This window comes from Streptomyces sp. NBC_01485 (assembly GCF_036227125.1).
GTDB lineage: Bacteria > Actinomycetota > Actinomycetes > Streptomycetales > Streptomycetaceae > Streptomyces.
In genome coordinates this window covers 144,528-158,423 of record NZ_CP109435.1, presented here as the reverse complement: position 1 = coordinate 158,423, position 13,896 = coordinate 144,528, and the positions used below count along the sequence as shown (strand labels likewise).

The 13,896-nt window shown below is 69.2% G+C and carries 15 protein-coding genes; 6 read left to right on the top strand and 9 right to left on the bottom strand.

Translation table 11 applies throughout. The features are described 5' to 3' along the window. Positions 1-334: 334 nt before the first annotated feature. Positions 335-2,566: an MMPL family transporter gene (locus tag OG352_RS00555; RefSeq protein WP_329213133.1), complete on the bottom strand. Its 2,232-nt coding sequence runs from the start codon at positions 2,564-2,566 to the stop codon at positions 335-337. A gap of 271 nt (positions 2,567-2,837) precedes the next feature. Beyond that, a complete protein-coding gene (locus OG352_RS00550) occupies positions 2,838-3,905 on the bottom strand; it encodes a medium chain dehydrogenase/reductase family protein (RefSeq protein WP_329213131.1) in 1,068 nt (355 codons plus the stop codon). Between the two features lie 106 nt (positions 3,906-4,011). Between OG352_RS00550 and OG352_RS00545 the strand changes: the two genes are divergently transcribed. The 4 genes from OG352_RS00545 to OG352_RS00530 all read left to right on the top strand — a co-directional run bounded on the left by OG352_RS00545 (position 4,012) and on the right by OG352_RS00530 (position 6,169). After that, positions 4,012-4,713: a TetR/AcrR family transcriptional regulator gene (locus OG352_RS00545; protein WP_329213129.1), complete on the top strand. Its 702-nt coding sequence runs from the start codon at positions 4,012-4,014 to the stop codon at positions 4,711-4,713. Then, positions 4,697-4,840, top strand: a complete 144-nt coding sequence (locus tag OG352_RS00540; protein ID WP_329224179.1) for a hypothetical protein — start codon at positions 4,697-4,699, stop codon at positions 4,838-4,840. Before OG352_RS00545 ends, OG352_RS00540 begins: the two co-directional genes overlap by 17 nt. A gap of 409 nt (positions 4,841-5,249) precedes the next feature. After that, on the top strand, positions 5,250-5,390 hold the full coding sequence (locus tag OG352_RS00535) for a hypothetical protein (protein WP_329213127.1): 141 nt from the start codon (positions 5,250-5,252) through the stop codon (positions 5,388-5,390). A gap of 77 nt (positions 5,391-5,467) precedes the next feature. Further along, positions 5,468-6,169, top strand: coding sequence for a TetR/AcrR family transcriptional regulator (locus OG352_RS00530; protein ID WP_329213125.1), 702 nt, complete (start codon positions 5,468-5,470; stop codon positions 6,167-6,169). A gap of 298 nt (positions 6,170-6,467) precedes the next feature. Here the strand turns inward: OG352_RS00530 and OG352_RS00525 are convergent, their stop codons facing one another. The 3 genes from OG352_RS00525 to OG352_RS00515 form a co-directional block, all read right to left on the bottom strand. After that, positions 6,468-6,647, bottom strand: a complete 180-nt coding sequence (locus OG352_RS00525; protein WP_329213123.1) for a hypothetical protein — start codon at positions 6,645-6,647, stop codon at positions 6,468-6,470. A gap of 129 nt (positions 6,648-6,776) precedes the next feature. After that, positions 6,777-7,478, bottom strand: coding sequence for an IS3 family transposase (locus tag OG352_RS00520; protein ID WP_329213121.1), 702 nt, complete (start codon positions 7,476-7,478; stop codon positions 6,777-6,779). Positions 7,479-7,528: 50 nt separating this feature from the next. Continuing rightward, complete coding sequence (locus OG352_RS00515; protein WP_329213119.1) at positions 7,529-8,230, bottom strand: DUF998 domain-containing protein; 702 nt, start codon at positions 8,228-8,230, stop codon at positions 7,529-7,531. Between the two features lie 258 nt (positions 8,231-8,488). Here OG352_RS00515 and OG352_RS00510 point away from each other — a divergent pair, with 258 nt between their 5' ends. Beyond that, positions 8,489-9,262, top strand: coding sequence for a TetR/AcrR family transcriptional regulator (locus tag OG352_RS00510; protein ID WP_329213117.1), 774 nt, complete (start codon positions 8,489-8,491; stop codon positions 9,260-9,262). Between the two features lie 43 nt (positions 9,263-9,305). On the opposite strand, the gene OG352_RS00505 is transcribed toward OG352_RS00510, so the two are convergent. From OG352_RS00505 to OG352_RS00490, 4 genes are all read right to left on the bottom strand, one after another. Then, positions 9,306-9,584 (bottom strand): hypothetical protein, encoded by a 279-nt coding sequence (locus OG352_RS00505; protein ID WP_329213115.1) that lies wholly within the window; start codon positions 9,582-9,584, stop codon positions 9,306-9,308. A gap of 303 nt (positions 9,585-9,887) precedes the next feature. Next, complete coding sequence (locus OG352_RS00500) at positions 9,888-10,505, bottom strand: DUF4232 domain-containing protein (protein WP_329213113.1); 618 nt, start codon at positions 10,503-10,505, stop codon at positions 9,888-9,890. A gap of 23 nt (positions 10,506-10,528) precedes the next feature. Then, positions 10,529-11,514, bottom strand: a protein-coding gene (locus tag OG352_RS00495) for an IS5 family transposase (RefSeq protein WP_443072116.1) whose coding sequence is annotated in 2 segments (ribosomal slippage) — positions 10,529-11,104 and positions 11,107-11,514 — 984 coding nt in all. Because the reading frame shifts where the segments join, the coding sequence is not laid out codon by codon here. Between the two features lie 524 nt (positions 11,515-12,038). Then, positions 12,039-12,884, bottom strand: coding sequence for a patatin-like phospholipase family protein (locus tag OG352_RS00490; RefSeq protein WP_329213111.1), 846 nt, complete (start codon positions 12,882-12,884; stop codon positions 12,039-12,041). A 123-nt stretch (positions 12,885-13,007) separates the two neighbouring features. Here OG352_RS00490 and OG352_RS00485 point away from each other — a divergent pair, with 123 nt between their 5' ends. Next, the gene (locus tag OG352_RS00485) at positions 13,008-13,559 is read left to right on the top strand and encodes a TetR/AcrR family transcriptional regulator (RefSeq protein ID WP_329213109.1); all 552 of its coding nucleotides are present in this window, start codon (positions 13,008-13,010) and stop codon (positions 13,557-13,559) included. Positions 13,560-13,896: the final 337 nt, after the last annotated feature.

Below are 13,896 nucleotides of genomic sequence, written 5' to 3'. Positions count from 1 at the left end.
CATGGAGAGGGTCGAATTCCGGGCCCTCTCCGGCGTGTACGCCCGCGAGCTGTGCCCGGTTCACCGCACAACTCACACGCTTCGCGGGGGAGTTCCCGTCCGTTCAGGCTCGTGGTCGGCAGCAGGGAGAGCTGCCTGTTTCGGCTTCGGACCGGATTCGGGGCCGCTGCCGGACGGCCGGTGGGCGCCGTTCGTGGTCAGGGTGGAGCGGGGGCTCCGCCGCAGGCAGGCTGCTTTGCGGCGGTTGCGCGCCGATGCGGGACTGTGCCCGCCTCCGGTGTGGTGGAGGCGGGTACGTGGTGGGGTGGGCCTTGCGTGGTCGGAGTTCTGCCGGCTACTTCGCGTACGGCGGTGTCGCTGTCGCGGGTTGCGGAGCGGTCGTGGTCGTCGGTTCGGGGCCGCCCTCGCTGAGGCCGAACCGGTCGTGGAGCTTGCGCAGGAAGGCAGGCGCGTACCATGCCGAGCGGCCGAGCAGGCGCATCGCGGCGGGGACGAGTACGCCGCGTACGGCGATGGCGTCGATGAGGACGGCCAGTCCGCTGCCCAGGCCGAACATCTGCATGAAGCTGATCTTGGCGGTGCCGAAGGCGAAGAAGCTCACCGCGAGGAGGAAGGCTGCCGCGCTGACGATGCGTCCGGTGTGGCCCAGGCCGTCGGCCACGGCGGTCTCGTTGTCCTCGCCCAGATCGTGGAGTTCCTTGATCCGGCTGGTGACGAACACCTCGTAGTCCATCGAGAGGCCGAAGGCTATGCAGAACATCAGCACGGTCATCGACATCTCCATCGGCTGCGCCGTGAAGCCCAGCAGGGAGGAGAGGTTGCCGTCCTGGAAGATCCAGGTCATGACGCCGAGGGTCGCCGCGAGGCTGATCATGTTGAGGGCCAGTGCGCGCAGCGGCTGCACGACGCTGCCGGTGAACAGGAAGAGCAGGACGAAGGTGGTGAGGGCGATCAGGGCCACGGCGATCGGGACCCGGCTGCCGATGGAGTCCTTGGCGTCGACCAGCACCGCGTCGTTTCCGCCCACCAGGGGGTGTGACCCGGCGGGCGGGGTGAGTGCCCGCACCTTCTCGACCAGGTTCTGGGCCGCGTCCGACTTCGGTGCCAGGGAGCTCACCACACTGAGGCGCTGCGCGTCGGGGCGGCCGAGGGCGGTGCTGCCGGGGCCGGCCGCCGTGGACTGTCCCTCGACGTAGGTGCCCGTGCTGGTCTCGACGCGTACGACGCCCTCGAGCGCGGACAGTTCGACCGCGTACGACTCCAGCGGGGCCTTGCTCACGGGCTGGTCGATGACGATGTGGAGGGCCGCGTCCTCGCTGCCGCCGAAGTTCTCCCGCAGTGCCGCGGCGACCTGGCGGCTGGCGGCGTCCTTGGGCAGGACGCGTTCGTCCGGGGTGCCGAAGGTGATGCCCAGCAGCGGGCTCGCCGCCGCCAGCAGCACGGCGAGCGCGGGAAGCGCGGTGAGCACGGGCCGCCGCATGACGGTGCGGGCCAGCCGTCCCCACATCGGCGCCCGGGCGCCGGAGCGCCCCGGCTTCGCCCACGGCAGCCGCCCGCTGTTGACCCGGTGGCCCAGAACCTTCAGCAGGGCCGGCATCACGAACAGGGTGGCGAGGGCGGCGATGGCGACGACGCCGACCCCGGCGAAGCCGAACGAGCGCAGGAAGTACTGCGGGAACACCAGGAGTGCCGCGAGCGCGGCGGCCACGGTCGCGGCGGAGAACGCGACGGTGCGGCCCGCGGTGCTCACCGTGCGCCGGACGGCGTCGTCCACGCTCGCTCCCGCCGCGAGCTGCTCCCGGAAGCGGCTGGTCATCAGCAGGGCGTAGTCGATGCCCAGTCCGAGGCCCAGGGCGGTGGTGAGGTTGGTCGCGGTGTCGGCGACGTCGGTGATGCTGCCGAGAAGGGAGAGCTGTGCGAAGGAGCCGATGATGGCGATGAGGGCGATGGCCAGCGGCAGCAGGGCCGCGACCACGCTGCCGAAGACGAACAGGAGCAGCACGAGGGTGAGCGGCAGGGCGATGGACTCGGCCAGGACCAGGTCGTCGACGACCTGTGTCGCCAGGTCGTTGCCCACACCGGCGCCGCCTCCGGCCCGGACCGTGAGCGTGCCCTTGTAGGTACCGGTGTAGACGCCGAGGATCTTCTTGGCGTTCTCCCGCTGCTGTGTCTGGTCGCCTCTCACATGGGCGAGCACCATGGCCTCGCGGCCGTCCCGGGAGCGGAGGCCGGGGCTGTCCGTCTCCCAGTACGAGATGACGTTGGTGAGCTCCTTCTCCTTTCTCAGGTCTGCCACCAGGCTCTGGCCGCTGCGCGTGGCGGCGGGGGTGTCGACGCGGCCGTCGGGGGAACGGACCAGCAGGACCAGGTTCGTCTCTCCACCGAACTCCTCCTCGATGACCTTCGCGGCCCGGCTGGACTGGGAGGCGGGGTCGTCGAAGCCGCCCCCGAGCAACTTGTCGAACGCACCGACTCCCACCACACCCATGAGAGCCACGGCCACGACGGCGATAACAAGGACCAGTCGGGACCGGCGAATCGCCAGTTCAGCCAAACGTTCAAACACGTGCGTTCTCCTTACGCTCTCTTACAGGGAAAGTCGCGTGAAACAGCCGAATGAAAGGGGGCTCGCCCCATGAGAAACGACTCGTCAGGGATGGGCTGCGCCGGCTACGGGCGTCACATCGCTGAACGCGGGCCTGCGCCTCTGCCCCCGCGAGCGGTGGGTCTGGGCGGTCCGAATGCGCGAACACAGCTTGTGTCCCGCTCGCAATTCGCCGCCGGCAACTCGGCCTGGTGACCCGCAGGACAGGCTGGGACTGCACCGCCGTTGGCGGTCAGGGCGCGAGGATGATTTTGCCGAGGTTGGTGCGGGTGGAGGACTCTGCCAGTTCCATGGCCGCGGCCGCCTCGTTCAGCGGGAAGCGGGCGGCGATCTTCGCGGTGAGCACGCCGTCGCGCAGCAGGCCGAAGATGTGGGTGAGGTCGGTGCGCAGTTGGGCGCGGAACGCCTCGCGCTTGGCCGAGTCGGGTTTGCCGGCGCCGGCCCAGATGTCGTAGAAGCTCGCGTGCTTGCCCGTGGGCAGGTAGTTCCAGTAGGCAAGCTTGGCCAGCAGCGGCAGGAAGTCGAGCAGTACGGGGCGGGTGTCGTCGAGCGCGGCGGCGATGCTGTAGGAGACCAGGGTGCCGGTGCGGTTGAGCAGGCGGTAGGAGAGGCTGACGCTGGCGCCGCCGAGGTGGTCGAACACGGCGTCCACGCCGTCGGGGGCGAGTTCCCGGACGCGGGCGGCGAGGTCGGGGTCGCGGTAGTCGACCGGCTGTACGCCCAGGGCGCGCAGTGCTTCGTGGTGGCGGGGGCTGGCGGTGCCGATGACGTGGGCGCCGGTGTGGCGGGCGAGCTGGACCAGGACCGAGCCCACGCCACCGGCGGCGCCGGTGACGAGGACGGTCTGCCCGGCCCGCACCTTCGCCTTGCGGTGCAGCATCTGGTAGGCGGTCAGTCCGTTGACGATCAGTGTCTCCGCGTCGTCGGCGCCGATCCCGTCGGGCACCTCCACCAGATCGGCGGCGGTCAGCAGGGCGGCCGTGGCCCAGCCGCCGGTCTTGGTCAGTGCGGCGACCCGCCGGCCGATCAGTGCGTGGTCCACGCCGGGGCCGACGGCCTGGACGACGCCGACGAGGTCGTAGCCGGGGACGAACGGGAAGGCGGGCTGGCCGTAGTAGCGGCCCCGGCGCATCGCGCCCTCGGCGAAGGACACGGCGGTCGACTCGACGCGCACCAGGGCCTGGCCGGCGGCGGGCGCCGGCAGCTCGCGCCGGGTCAGGCGCAGGCCGGAGGGTGCGACCTTGCCCGGGAGTACCACTTCGGTGGCGGTCACGGTGGCGGCAGGGTTGGTCTCGGGCATGGTCGACTCTCCAGAATCTGGCGACTATCCGTCGCTCTGTTAATGCTCGTAACTATGCACCTACCTGTCATACTGAGTCAACCGATAACTCGAAGCGAGGTGACCCATGACGGCCGAGCAGAGGCTGACCCGGCGCGAGCGGTACCGGCGCGAGACCGTGGCGCAGATCAAGGCCGAGGCCATGTCCCAGGTGCACGAGGGCGGCACGGAGGCGGTGTCGCTCAACGCGGTCGCGCGGAGCATGGCGATGTCGGGCCCGGCGCTGTACCGCTACTTCGGCAGCCGTGACCAGCTGCTCGCCGAGCTGGCCGTCGACGCCCACCTCGCACTGGCCGGGGTTCTCGAAGCCGCCGCCACGCGGGACGCCTCCCCCGCGTCACGGGTCCGGGCGGTCGCCGGCGCCTACCGGGACTGGGCACTGGCCCAGCCAGGCGCATACCACCTGGCCTACCAGTCCACCCACGGCTCCGGCCTCGAACACGCCACGGACCGCATCGTGCCGGCCGCGCGGCGGAGCATGAACGTACTGCTGAGCGTCATAGCCGGAGCCGGCGAGCCGCCCCACCTGCCGGTCCCGCCCGCACTGGAAAACCAGATCCGGGACTGGAACGGCAACGGACAACACCACGCCCCGCCCGCCGCGGTACGGCACTTCGGACTGGTCTGGTGGAGCCGGCTGCACGGCCTGGTCAGCCTCGAACTGGGCGGACACCTGACAGCCACCGGCGTCGACCCCACCCTGCTCTACCAGGCCGAGATCGAGACCATGCTGAACAGCCTGCACCACCCGAATGGCACCCAATCCTGATGCCCACGCCCGCGAAAGGTGCCGCCGGGCCGACATCGGCGATGAGGTCGGCTTCGAGACCAAGGTGGCGGTGGCCAAGGCGGCGATGGCCAAGGCGGTGGCCCGCCGCGCCGCAGTCTCCGGCTGAGTTCGCTTGAACTGGCCATGTTATTACCGAAGTTGGCGGACGTGCTCATGGTCCCGGTCGATGTTTCCGGTCCGGTCGTCGCGGTTCGGGCCCGGACGCGCTCCCGGGCTCCGGCGGGGTGTACAGGGGGGCGGCACGCTGAGCGAGTGGGTGCACAGCCGCTATGTGCGGTATCTCGTCGATGCTGCGCCGGGGAGGCAGGCTCGGTTCAGATCGACTTGAGTGTGCGCCGTCTGTACCGAGAACGTGGCCCGTCCGGAGGTGACCTTCGTTGAGCAAGTGCCGGGACTGACTGTCATGTCCAGCGTCCAACAACGGGGCGATCGGTCAGTGCCTCTCCGGGTTCGCCAACTGCCTCGTCCTGCGGGCGGGCGATGAACAGTAGACCCGAGGGGTGCTGTTCTGACCGATGGGCAGCGTCGCTCCGCAGAGGCGGGTGTTTGAGCCGGGCCGGCACTTCGCCGCCACCGGGTTCGGCCCCGGGCTGCCCTACGGCACCGCGATCGAGGCGATGCCGGACACCTGCCGCCGGCCCGGCAGCACGGCGTGACTCCCGGGGTTGCGCGTTACTGCTCGTAGCATGCTGTTGGACCCGCCAGTATTTGCACGGTCCGTTACAATGTGACGGTGACAAATGAAACGCGGACGGTGAGCAGGCGTGAGCGGCTACGGGCCCAGACGCTTCAGGAGATCGAGGACACGTCGTTCGCGATCATCGACGCGGACGGCGTGCAGGCGTTGTCGGTCGCGGCGCTGGCCCGGAGCATGGCGATGTCCGCGCCGGCGGTCTACCGCTACTTCCCGTCGCGGGACGCGCTCGTGGCGCACCTGGTGACCCTGTCCTACCAGCAGCTCGCGGCGGCGATGAGCCAGGCCGTGGAGGGCGGCAGGAGGGCGCCGCGCACCCGGATGCGGCTGGTGGTCACCGCGTACCGCGACTGGGCGCTGCGGTACCGGCGGCGCTACGGCATGCTGTTCGGCGAACGGGCCGGCGACCTGCCCAGCGAGGTCACCACGCAGACTCCGCTCGATCAGGCGATGGCGATGCTCATGGACATGCTGACGGCCGTCCAGGGCACCACGCAGGCCGACAGCACCAGCGGCGACCGTACCCTGGACGGACAGCTCCGGCTCTGGGCCCGCTCGCAGGAACGGCCGGACATCTCGCCGGGCGTGGCCCGCGCCGCCATCCTGATCTGGACGCGGGTGCACGGGATCGTGAGCCTCGAACTCACCGGCGTGTTCGACAACCACACGCTCGAGGCACAGCGGCTGATCGACCTGGAAGTCGACAACGCCATCCAGTCCCTGAAGCCGGCCGGCCCCTGAACAGCCGGCGGACGGCTGCAGCCTGGACGATGCCGCCATGCGGCCCATGTGAGCGAACGGACAACCACATGACCGTCCCCTCGCTGGAGACCGGGCGCCGCTCGTAGTCGCGGGCCGGCCGGCGCGAGCGAATCAGCCAGGCGGTCGCGTCGGCCGCGCGGTGAGGTGCCTGCCGTGGCAGGTCCTGTTCCGCGCGGCCTCCCGCCGAACCGGACATGACGGTTTCCCGGTCATCCGGCTCTCCAGTGACTCCTGCGTGAGGGGGCCTCGGCGAAGTGTAGTGATGTCCGGTTCGTGATCATGTGAGTCCGAGGAGGGCGAGCGGTCGGCTGCTGGCGCGGGCGTTGTGCCGCAGTGCGGAGGCGATGTTCGTCTTGTCGGCCAGGCGGAGGGCGCCAATGGCGAGGTCGCGCCAGGTGGCCATGGCCCGGGGCGCGGTGCCCGTTCGCAGCGGGGAAGCGTCCTCGGCGAACGTCACGGCTCGGACACGGTGCAGGGTCTCGATCTTCCAGTGGTCGCGGATACAGGTTCGCGAGCTGGGTGGGTGGGCGTGCTCGGCGACAAGGCTCCCAGTTGATCGCCGACACCCTGGGAGTGAAGGTCCGGGTCACCGACGGCACGGTGAAGCTGACCGCGTCCCGGGGCCCGGGGGCGGCGGCTGTGCATCCGCGTGTGCTCCGTAGCGTCCCGGAGACGAGTTTCCGGCCCGTCCGTCCGCGGTCCTCGGTGCCTGGTACCCGACCACAGGCGCCAGCGGCGGGATCAGCGCCTTGGGCGCCATGCGGGGTGCCGGTGCGGTCGCGTTGCCACAGGCCCATCTCCAGTGCGGCGAGCACGAGTTCGGTGTGTTTGGTGGTGGCGGCGGACCAGCCGACGATTCGGCGGGAGAAGGTGTCGACGACGAAGGCGGCGAAGACGTGCCGGCCCAGGCTGCGACATGGGTGAAGTCCGCGACCCAGGTGCGGTTCGGCGCGTCGGCCACGAACTTGCGGTCGACGAGGTCGGGGGCTCGCTCGGCGGAGGGGTCCGCCACGGTGGTGATGACCCTGTTGCCGCGCACGGCGCCGGTGAGGCCGAGTTCTCGCATGAGGCGTTCGATGGTGCAGCGGGCCACGGCGTGGCCTTGTCGGTTCAGCTCGCGCCAGACCTTTCTGGCGTCGTAGACGCGGTAGTTGGCGTCGTATGCCTCCTTGACCAGGATCTTCAGTTCCGTATCGCGGATGTGGCGGGCCGACGGCAGGGCCTGGCGCTGTTTGTGGGCGTAGTAGGGGGGCCATGACTCAATCCCCTCAGAGAATCGAGCCTTCATTCGACCCGGGGCGGTTCGCACACCGTGACCGAACAGTGTTCAGTGCGCCGTTATGAACAGTCGCTCGCGACTGTTGACTCTTGATTGTCAGCTTTGCCCGTGGCGGACCGGAGGAACGTGGAGCCGGTGATCAGAGCCCAGAGGAGGTAGCTGTAGAGGGAGATGCGTTCGGCGAGCCCGGTGGGTACCCATCCGTAGGTGAGAGGGATGTTGAGCAGCCCGATGGCGCCGGTGGTCATGCTGGCGGTCGCGAGCCATCGAGGGAGGCCCAAGGGCCGGCGGGACAGGCCGGTGACGACGGCAAGGGCGTTCCCGGCGATGATCGAGAGGAACGCTCCGAGCAGGTAGAGCGGCAGGGTCCCGTCGTCGAAGCGCGCCGGGCCGAGAGGGAACACGGCGAACAGGATCAGGGCGCTCGCCTGCGCCGTGCCGAGGCCGACGATCGTCCGTTGTCTCCATCCGGTGAGGCGGCGGCTGAAGGCGATGCTCGCGGCGGCGACAAGTGCTCCGCTGACGATCCAGGCGATGCTCATCAGCCACCACAGGGGAGAGGAGATGAGGAAGCCGCGGAATTCGCCGACGAAGGGGCTACCGAGGAAGTTCACGTAGTCGTCGACGTAGCTGTAGGGACGCCTGTCCCACGCGGTGGCGACGATCGCTTCTGTGACCAGGCTGACAAGAGCCGCGGCGATGAGGGCGGGCCCGGCCCAGCGCGCGATGACTCGGGGCGGGGTAGTAGTGGTGGATGACATGGTCGTGCACGATCTCCCTTGTGTCCTTGCGATGAAACCGACGTAAGTCAGCCGGTTCCAGGGGACGTTGTCGCAGCGCCCCGCGGATTTCGCCCCTCAAGGGCGGCGGGTACGGTGTCGCACTCTTCGTCGCGTGAACGACGTTAGCGAGGCGGCGGAGTCTTGAGCAGTGGGAGATTTACCTGACAGTGTCAGATTCTTCTGGTCGGGATGCGGATCCCCGAAGACCCGTAGGGAGCACCGTCGTAAGGTCACCGCATGCCAGAAGACGATCAGGTAACGGCTCCGCTCTCCCTACGTCAGCGGCGTCGGGCCGTCGCCACTCGGGAGATCCTGGACGCCGCCGAGCGCCACATCGCCGAACACGGACCCGCGGCTCTGTCCCTGCGCGCGGTCGCCCGCGGCCTCGGTATGACCGTGCAGGCGCTCTACCACTACTTTCCGAACCGGGACGCCCTCGTCACGGTGCTCATCACCAAGGCGTACGACGACTTGGCCGATGCGGTGCAGGCCTGTGTCGACGCAGCTGCGGACGACTCGGCCCTGCCGCGCTGGCTGGTCGCAACGGAGGGATACCGCCGATGGGCCATCACCCATCCCGGGCGATTCCAGCTTCTCTACGGAACACCGCTGCGGCACTACGCAGCACCCGCCTGGGGCCCCACCACACACGCAATGCGCCGGATGGGCGCCATCTTCGAACGCGAACTGTTCGGCGGATTCACCGCGGCCCAACTCGCCGCGACCGACATCCCCACCCTCACGCCTTCACTTACGGCGAGCCTGGAACAGCTGCCACCGAACGGCCTGGGCGTTGTTCTGCCGCCCCCCGCGGCCGCTCTCCTCATGAGCGCCTGGGGGCACATGCACGGCCTCGTCATCCTGGAGGTGTTCGGGCACACCTCTTACCTCGGTGCCCACCAGGCCGAGATATTCCGCATGGCAATGCACAACCTGTTCACGGACATCCACGGCCGGATCCCCGCCGCCGCACCATATTCGGCGTCGCCAGATCTCCGACTGCGACCGTGACACCTGGACCCAGCACGCCCGTCGGCAGAGGCGTGCTCCACGATCAGGACATCGCCGCCTCACCGACCCACGCCTGAGTGACCGCCTGCTGCCCGAGGAGATCGGCGACCGCACAGAGCCATGGGCGGGGCAAGGTCGCGAACGATGTCCGCTCCTGTTGTGAGGCGAGGACGCCCAGCCGCGCGCCGATGTCGTGGCGCGCACGCTCCTGCAACGCCGACAGGTCCTGCGCGTGCGGCAGGGTCATGAACGGCGACTGCACCGTGGCCTGGAAGGGCGGGTCGAGGACCTGCGCGATCAGATGCCTCGGGTCACGGGCCAAGTCCGCACAGTCCAACCGGACAACAGCCCGCCGACAGACGCCACGCCGTGTCTCACAGCAGGGCGCAGGGCCAGACGAGTACCCGCCGGCGACGCGGTGCGCCGTATTTTCCCCGCCCATACGCATCCCAGGATGCCGTCGAGGGTTGCGATCTCCATGCAGCCGACGCCGGCGGCGCCCCGTGCGCGCAGGACGCTCTCCGGACACCTGCGGTAGGAACAGCCGGTGCGGAAGAAGAGGATTTTGGGATCGAGCCACGGCGTCCAGATCGGCGACCCGGCGTGGTGGCATGCCTGGAGCACGTTAGTTGGCGTCGGGGGTGGCCGCTTCAGCGCTGGTGTACCAGTTGGTGACGGCGGCCTTGTCGACGGTGTAGGACCCCGGGAGCTTGAGGTGGGCGGTGTGGGAGTCTTCGCTGTGGAGAGTGAGGTCCATCTGATCGAACTCCAACGAGGTCTCGGCCCTGGTGGTGTTGGGTATGAGGGCGACGTAGGCGGCGGTGGAGCCCGAAAGCTTGATGGAGTCCTCGGCAGCCGTCTTCATCAGCTCGGGCGGGTAGGCCATGGTCTTCTCGGCGGAGCTGAAGAGGACGACGGGGGTGCGGCCGTCCAGGTAACAGGTGATGCCCGACTGTGCCTTGGCGGTGATGAGGAGGATGCCGTCGAGGGCCGTCTTGGTGACCGTGTAGTCCAGGTCGTTGGTGCCGCAGGACTGCCCGTGGCTGTCCGTCTTGGCCTTGTCGGAATCGATGGGCTCCTGGGACGAACCGTCGGAGCCGCCCGTGGTCGAGGCCGAGGGCTTCGTGGAGCCTTCGGCAGCAGCGTCATTGGGGTCACAGGCGGTGAGACCGGCGGTGAGGACCACCGTGGCCGTGGCGGCCAGAACGAGGCGGGCGGAGCGGGTGCCAAGGTGCGAACGCATCTAGGTTCTGTCTGGAGTTCGGATCACGAGTGTGGTGCGATGCTGCGGAGCCAGAGCATCGCACCACACAGGTGCAGTCCGGCCTCGTAGCTCTCCGGGGTCTTGTCGTACCGGGTAGCGATGCCGCGCCAGTTCCGCAGCCGGTTGATGCACCGTTCCACGGTGTTGCGCTCTTTGTAGAGTGTCGCGTCGTGCGAGACCGGCCGGCCGCCGGCGCTGCCACGCTTCTTGCGGTTCGCGGCCTGGTCGACCTTCTCCGGGATCACGGCTCGGATCCCGCGTCGTCGCAGGTAGCGGCGGTTGTGTCGGGACGAGTACGCCTTGTCCGCGGCCACCGCATCCGGCCGGGTCCGCGGGCGCCCGATCGGGCCGCGCACCTTTACCCGTTCCAGGACCGGGGCGAACTGCGGACTGTCGCCGGCCTGCCCGGGCGTGAGGACGAACGCAAGCGGGCGACAGCGTCGGTCAGCCGCCACATGGATCTTGCTCGTCAGTCCGCCCCGGGAACGCCCCAGCTCGGCGGCTTTCAAGCGGGCCCGGTGTCGTCGGCGGACCCGTCGCCGCTCGACGCGCGCCTCATCCTCGGCCTGTCCGTCTTGCGTTCTTTGCTCCTTGTCCTCGCCCCCTTTTCGGCCTCGACGGCCAGTTCCAAGGCCGCCAGCTGCTCGGAGTCCAGGGCCATCCCGGCGGCGTGATGGTGGGCCCGGGCGGTCGCCGAGTCCACGCTGACCAGGCCCAAGTCGGCCTGGCCGCGGGCGGCGGCCTCGGCGATCACTGTTTGCATCAGGTCCTGGAAAACGCCCCGCGTCGCCCAGATCCGGAAGCGGTCGTAGGCGCTCTGCCAGGGCCCGAACTCGGCCGGCAGGTCACGCCAGGGGCTACCGGTCCGGAACCGCCACATCACCGCGTTGAAATGTTTCCGCAGGTCAGGGATGGGCCCAACCGCGGCAATCGGGAGATGGGGCTCGATCAGGGCCCACTGCTCATCGGTGAGATCGCCTCGCGCCATGACTGACGGCCTATCAAGACCGAGCCCTCGCGCGCAGGCGATCTGCCGAACTCGTGATCCGAACTCCAGACAGGACCTAGATCTCCATCGACTTACTGGTTACGGTCTGTGTTGCTGACGTCGCCAACAGTACGGCCGAGGCGGTCCTGAAACGATCTCGTGGATGTCCGCATTCTGTATCGTCATCTCGGCTCCGTGTAACGGCAGTTGGGCTTCTGAAGGTTGCTCCCGGACCCTCCTTGCCGAGCACGTCTACGGGTGGGCACTGATCACGCCGGCGGAGCTGAGCACGCCGGCGAAGCCGAGCACGATGTATGCGCCGTTGGCGTCGACCCGGGCGTCGTGCTCGTTCGTGTTCAGCGTGGCGTCCACCGCGCCGTCGTCACCGAGGATCTGCGCGCGGTACCAGCCGTCGCCGATCTTCGTGACCTCACGCTCGCCGCGTGATCAATAACCGCGTGCCCACCTTCACGGGGGAAGGCCCCTGGGATGTACGAGGCCGTTGGCTGTGGGCGGGCGGTGTTTCAGAGCCAGAGGTCCGCGATTCTGGTGGCGGCCTGCCGGCCCTGGCTGCGGCCTGCGGCGGCCACCGGCCCCCGGCGGGCTGGATCGTAGGGGTTGGGGCCGATCGCTTGGACGGACTGCGGGTCGGGGGTGATCAGTTCGACCTTCGCGGTGGCCCGCATGGCTTCCACGTCCTTTTGAGCCGAGGGGATTCCTGCATGGCCTTTGGGCATGGGGGCGATGACCAGGACCCGTTCGTAGCCGTCGGCCAGTCGTGCGTTGGCGGCGGAGACCATGCCGCCGTCGATCCAGTTCCGGCCGCCGAACCGGACCATCGGCGAGATGCCGGGTACCGCGCCGCTGGCTGAGACGACCTCGGTCAGCAGGTGGCCGCAGGTGTGGTCGAACGCGGTCAGAACGCCGGTGTCGGCATCCGTCGCGGCGACGTGCAGCGTGTCCGGCCACTGCATGGTGTGAAGCCGTGCTTGCACGATGCGGCGCCTTTTCTCCACGGAGACCTGGGGGGTGAAGCGGCGTGCGACAGCCCCGAATCCGGCCCCCACCCGTTCGGGGTCGCCGTGTCCGCGGAGGAATGCCCAGCCCCAGGCCGCGGTCAGTGTGCGTGACGCCTTGGTGGTGGGTTCCTCGACGGCGGGCGCCTGCTGGGTCGCGTACAACTCTTCGATGTCGGCGCCCGCGGCCAGCGCGGTGCCGACGAAAGAACCGGCCGAGGTCCCGAACACGGCATCCGCACCCAGATCCACCCCGGCCTCCAGCAGACCGGCCAGAACACCGATCTCCCAGGCGATGCCGGTCACACCTCCGCCGCCCAGAACGATCGCACTGCCTCGCTTGGTTTCGCTCATGGCTCGCCCCTCCGCGTCCCCGGCCCGTCCCCGTGCCACCACAAATACAGGAACATTCATTCTCGTTGAAAGCGTAGCAGCGGCCCGGACTTTCGAGAACCAGAGTTCCGGTAGAGTGTCCCCATGGCGACGGGCGACGGGCGGGGGCGACCCCGCAAGCGGGATATCGACGACGCCGTCCTGCGGGTCACCCGGGAACTGGTCGACGAACGCGGCTACGAGGCGTTCGGAATGCGTGAGGTCGCCGAACGCGCGGGCACCAGCCTCGGCGCCCTGTACCGGCGCTGGCCCGGCAAGCACGACCTGGTCGTCGCCGCCCTGCGCGCCGCCGCCCGCAGCATCGACGTCACACCCACCGACGACCCTGAGGCAGACCTTCTGAAAGGACTGGTCCTGCTGGCCCAGAGCCTCAACGGTGGCGCACGCCCCCTGCTGGCCCACCTCCTGGCCAAGCCCGACTCCGAACTGTCCCACGCGATACGCGAAGCCAAGATCGACCCCTTCGGCGCGGCGCACCGACAGCGACTGCGCCGGGTGATCGGATCACCGCCGGACTTCGAGGAACGCGCCGCCCTCGCACCGGCCCTCATCATCCTGACCACCATGACCACCGGACACCCTCCCGGTCAGGACGAGATCCGCGACCGCATCATGCCACTGCAGCGACCCCACTGAGTCGATCCGGCCACACAGCGCCTCCTGGGTCTGCCGGGCCCCGCTCCCACACACCATGATCATTCCCTTGCTCGGGCGGGCGAGCGGGACACCGGGGGTGGGTAGGGCGGCAGTGGTCGTGGAACTGGATCAGGAACCGCGCGACCATCTGGCACGGGTGGCCGGCTCCGCCCGGACACAGGCACGAGCCGTCTCTTCGGGCCCGCATCGTCCTGGGTTCGTCACCCGCAACGACGGCACCGCACAGCTCACGATCAGCAGCACCCCGACCTGACCGCGGACGACACCAAGGATCAGCGTGTGAGGAACGTCTGGCACGCCTTGCCCCCGAAGCGCG

Excerpts from the sequence above, each read along its gene's own strand:
- OG352_RS00500 (WP_329213113.1), bottom strand. The coding sequence starts at position 10,505 with ATGCGTTCGCACCTTGGCACCCGCTCCGCCCGCCTCGTTCTGGCCGCC.
- OG352_RS00540 (WP_329224179.1), top strand. The coding sequence starts at position 4,697 with ATGGCACCCAATCCTGATGCCCACGCCCGCGAAAGGTGCCGCCGGGCC.
- OG352_RS00485 (WP_329213109.1), top strand. The coding sequence starts at position 13,008 with ATGGCGACGGGCGACGGGCGGGGGCGACCCCGCAAGCGGGATATCGAC.
- OG352_RS00515 (WP_329213119.1), bottom strand. The coding sequence starts at position 8,230 with ATGTCATCCACCACTACTACCCCGCCCCGAGTCATCGCGCGCTGGGCC.
- OG352_RS00490 (WP_329213111.1), bottom strand. The coding sequence starts at position 12,884 with ATGAGCGAAACCAAGCGAGGCAGTGCGATCGTTCTGGGCGGCGGAGGT.
- OG352_RS00545 (WP_329213129.1), top strand. The coding sequence starts at position 4,012 with ATGACGGCCGAGCAGAGGCTGACCCGGCGCGAGCGGTACCGGCGCGAG.
- OG352_RS00535 (WP_329213127.1), top strand. The coding sequence starts at position 5,250 with ATGGGCAGCGTCGCTCCGCAGAGGCGGGTGTTTGAGCCGGGCCGGCAC.
- OG352_RS00520 (WP_329213121.1), bottom strand. The coding sequence starts at position 7,478 with ATGAAGGCTCGATTCTCTGAGGGGATTGAGTCATGGCCCCCCTACTAC.
- OG352_RS00510 (WP_329213117.1), top strand. The coding sequence starts at position 8,489 with ATGCCAGAAGACGATCAGGTAACGGCTCCGCTCTCCCTACGTCAGCGG.
- OG352_RS00550 (WP_329213131.1), bottom strand. The coding sequence starts at position 3,905 with ATGCCCGAGACCAACCCTGCCGCCACCGTGACCGCCACCGAAGTGGTA.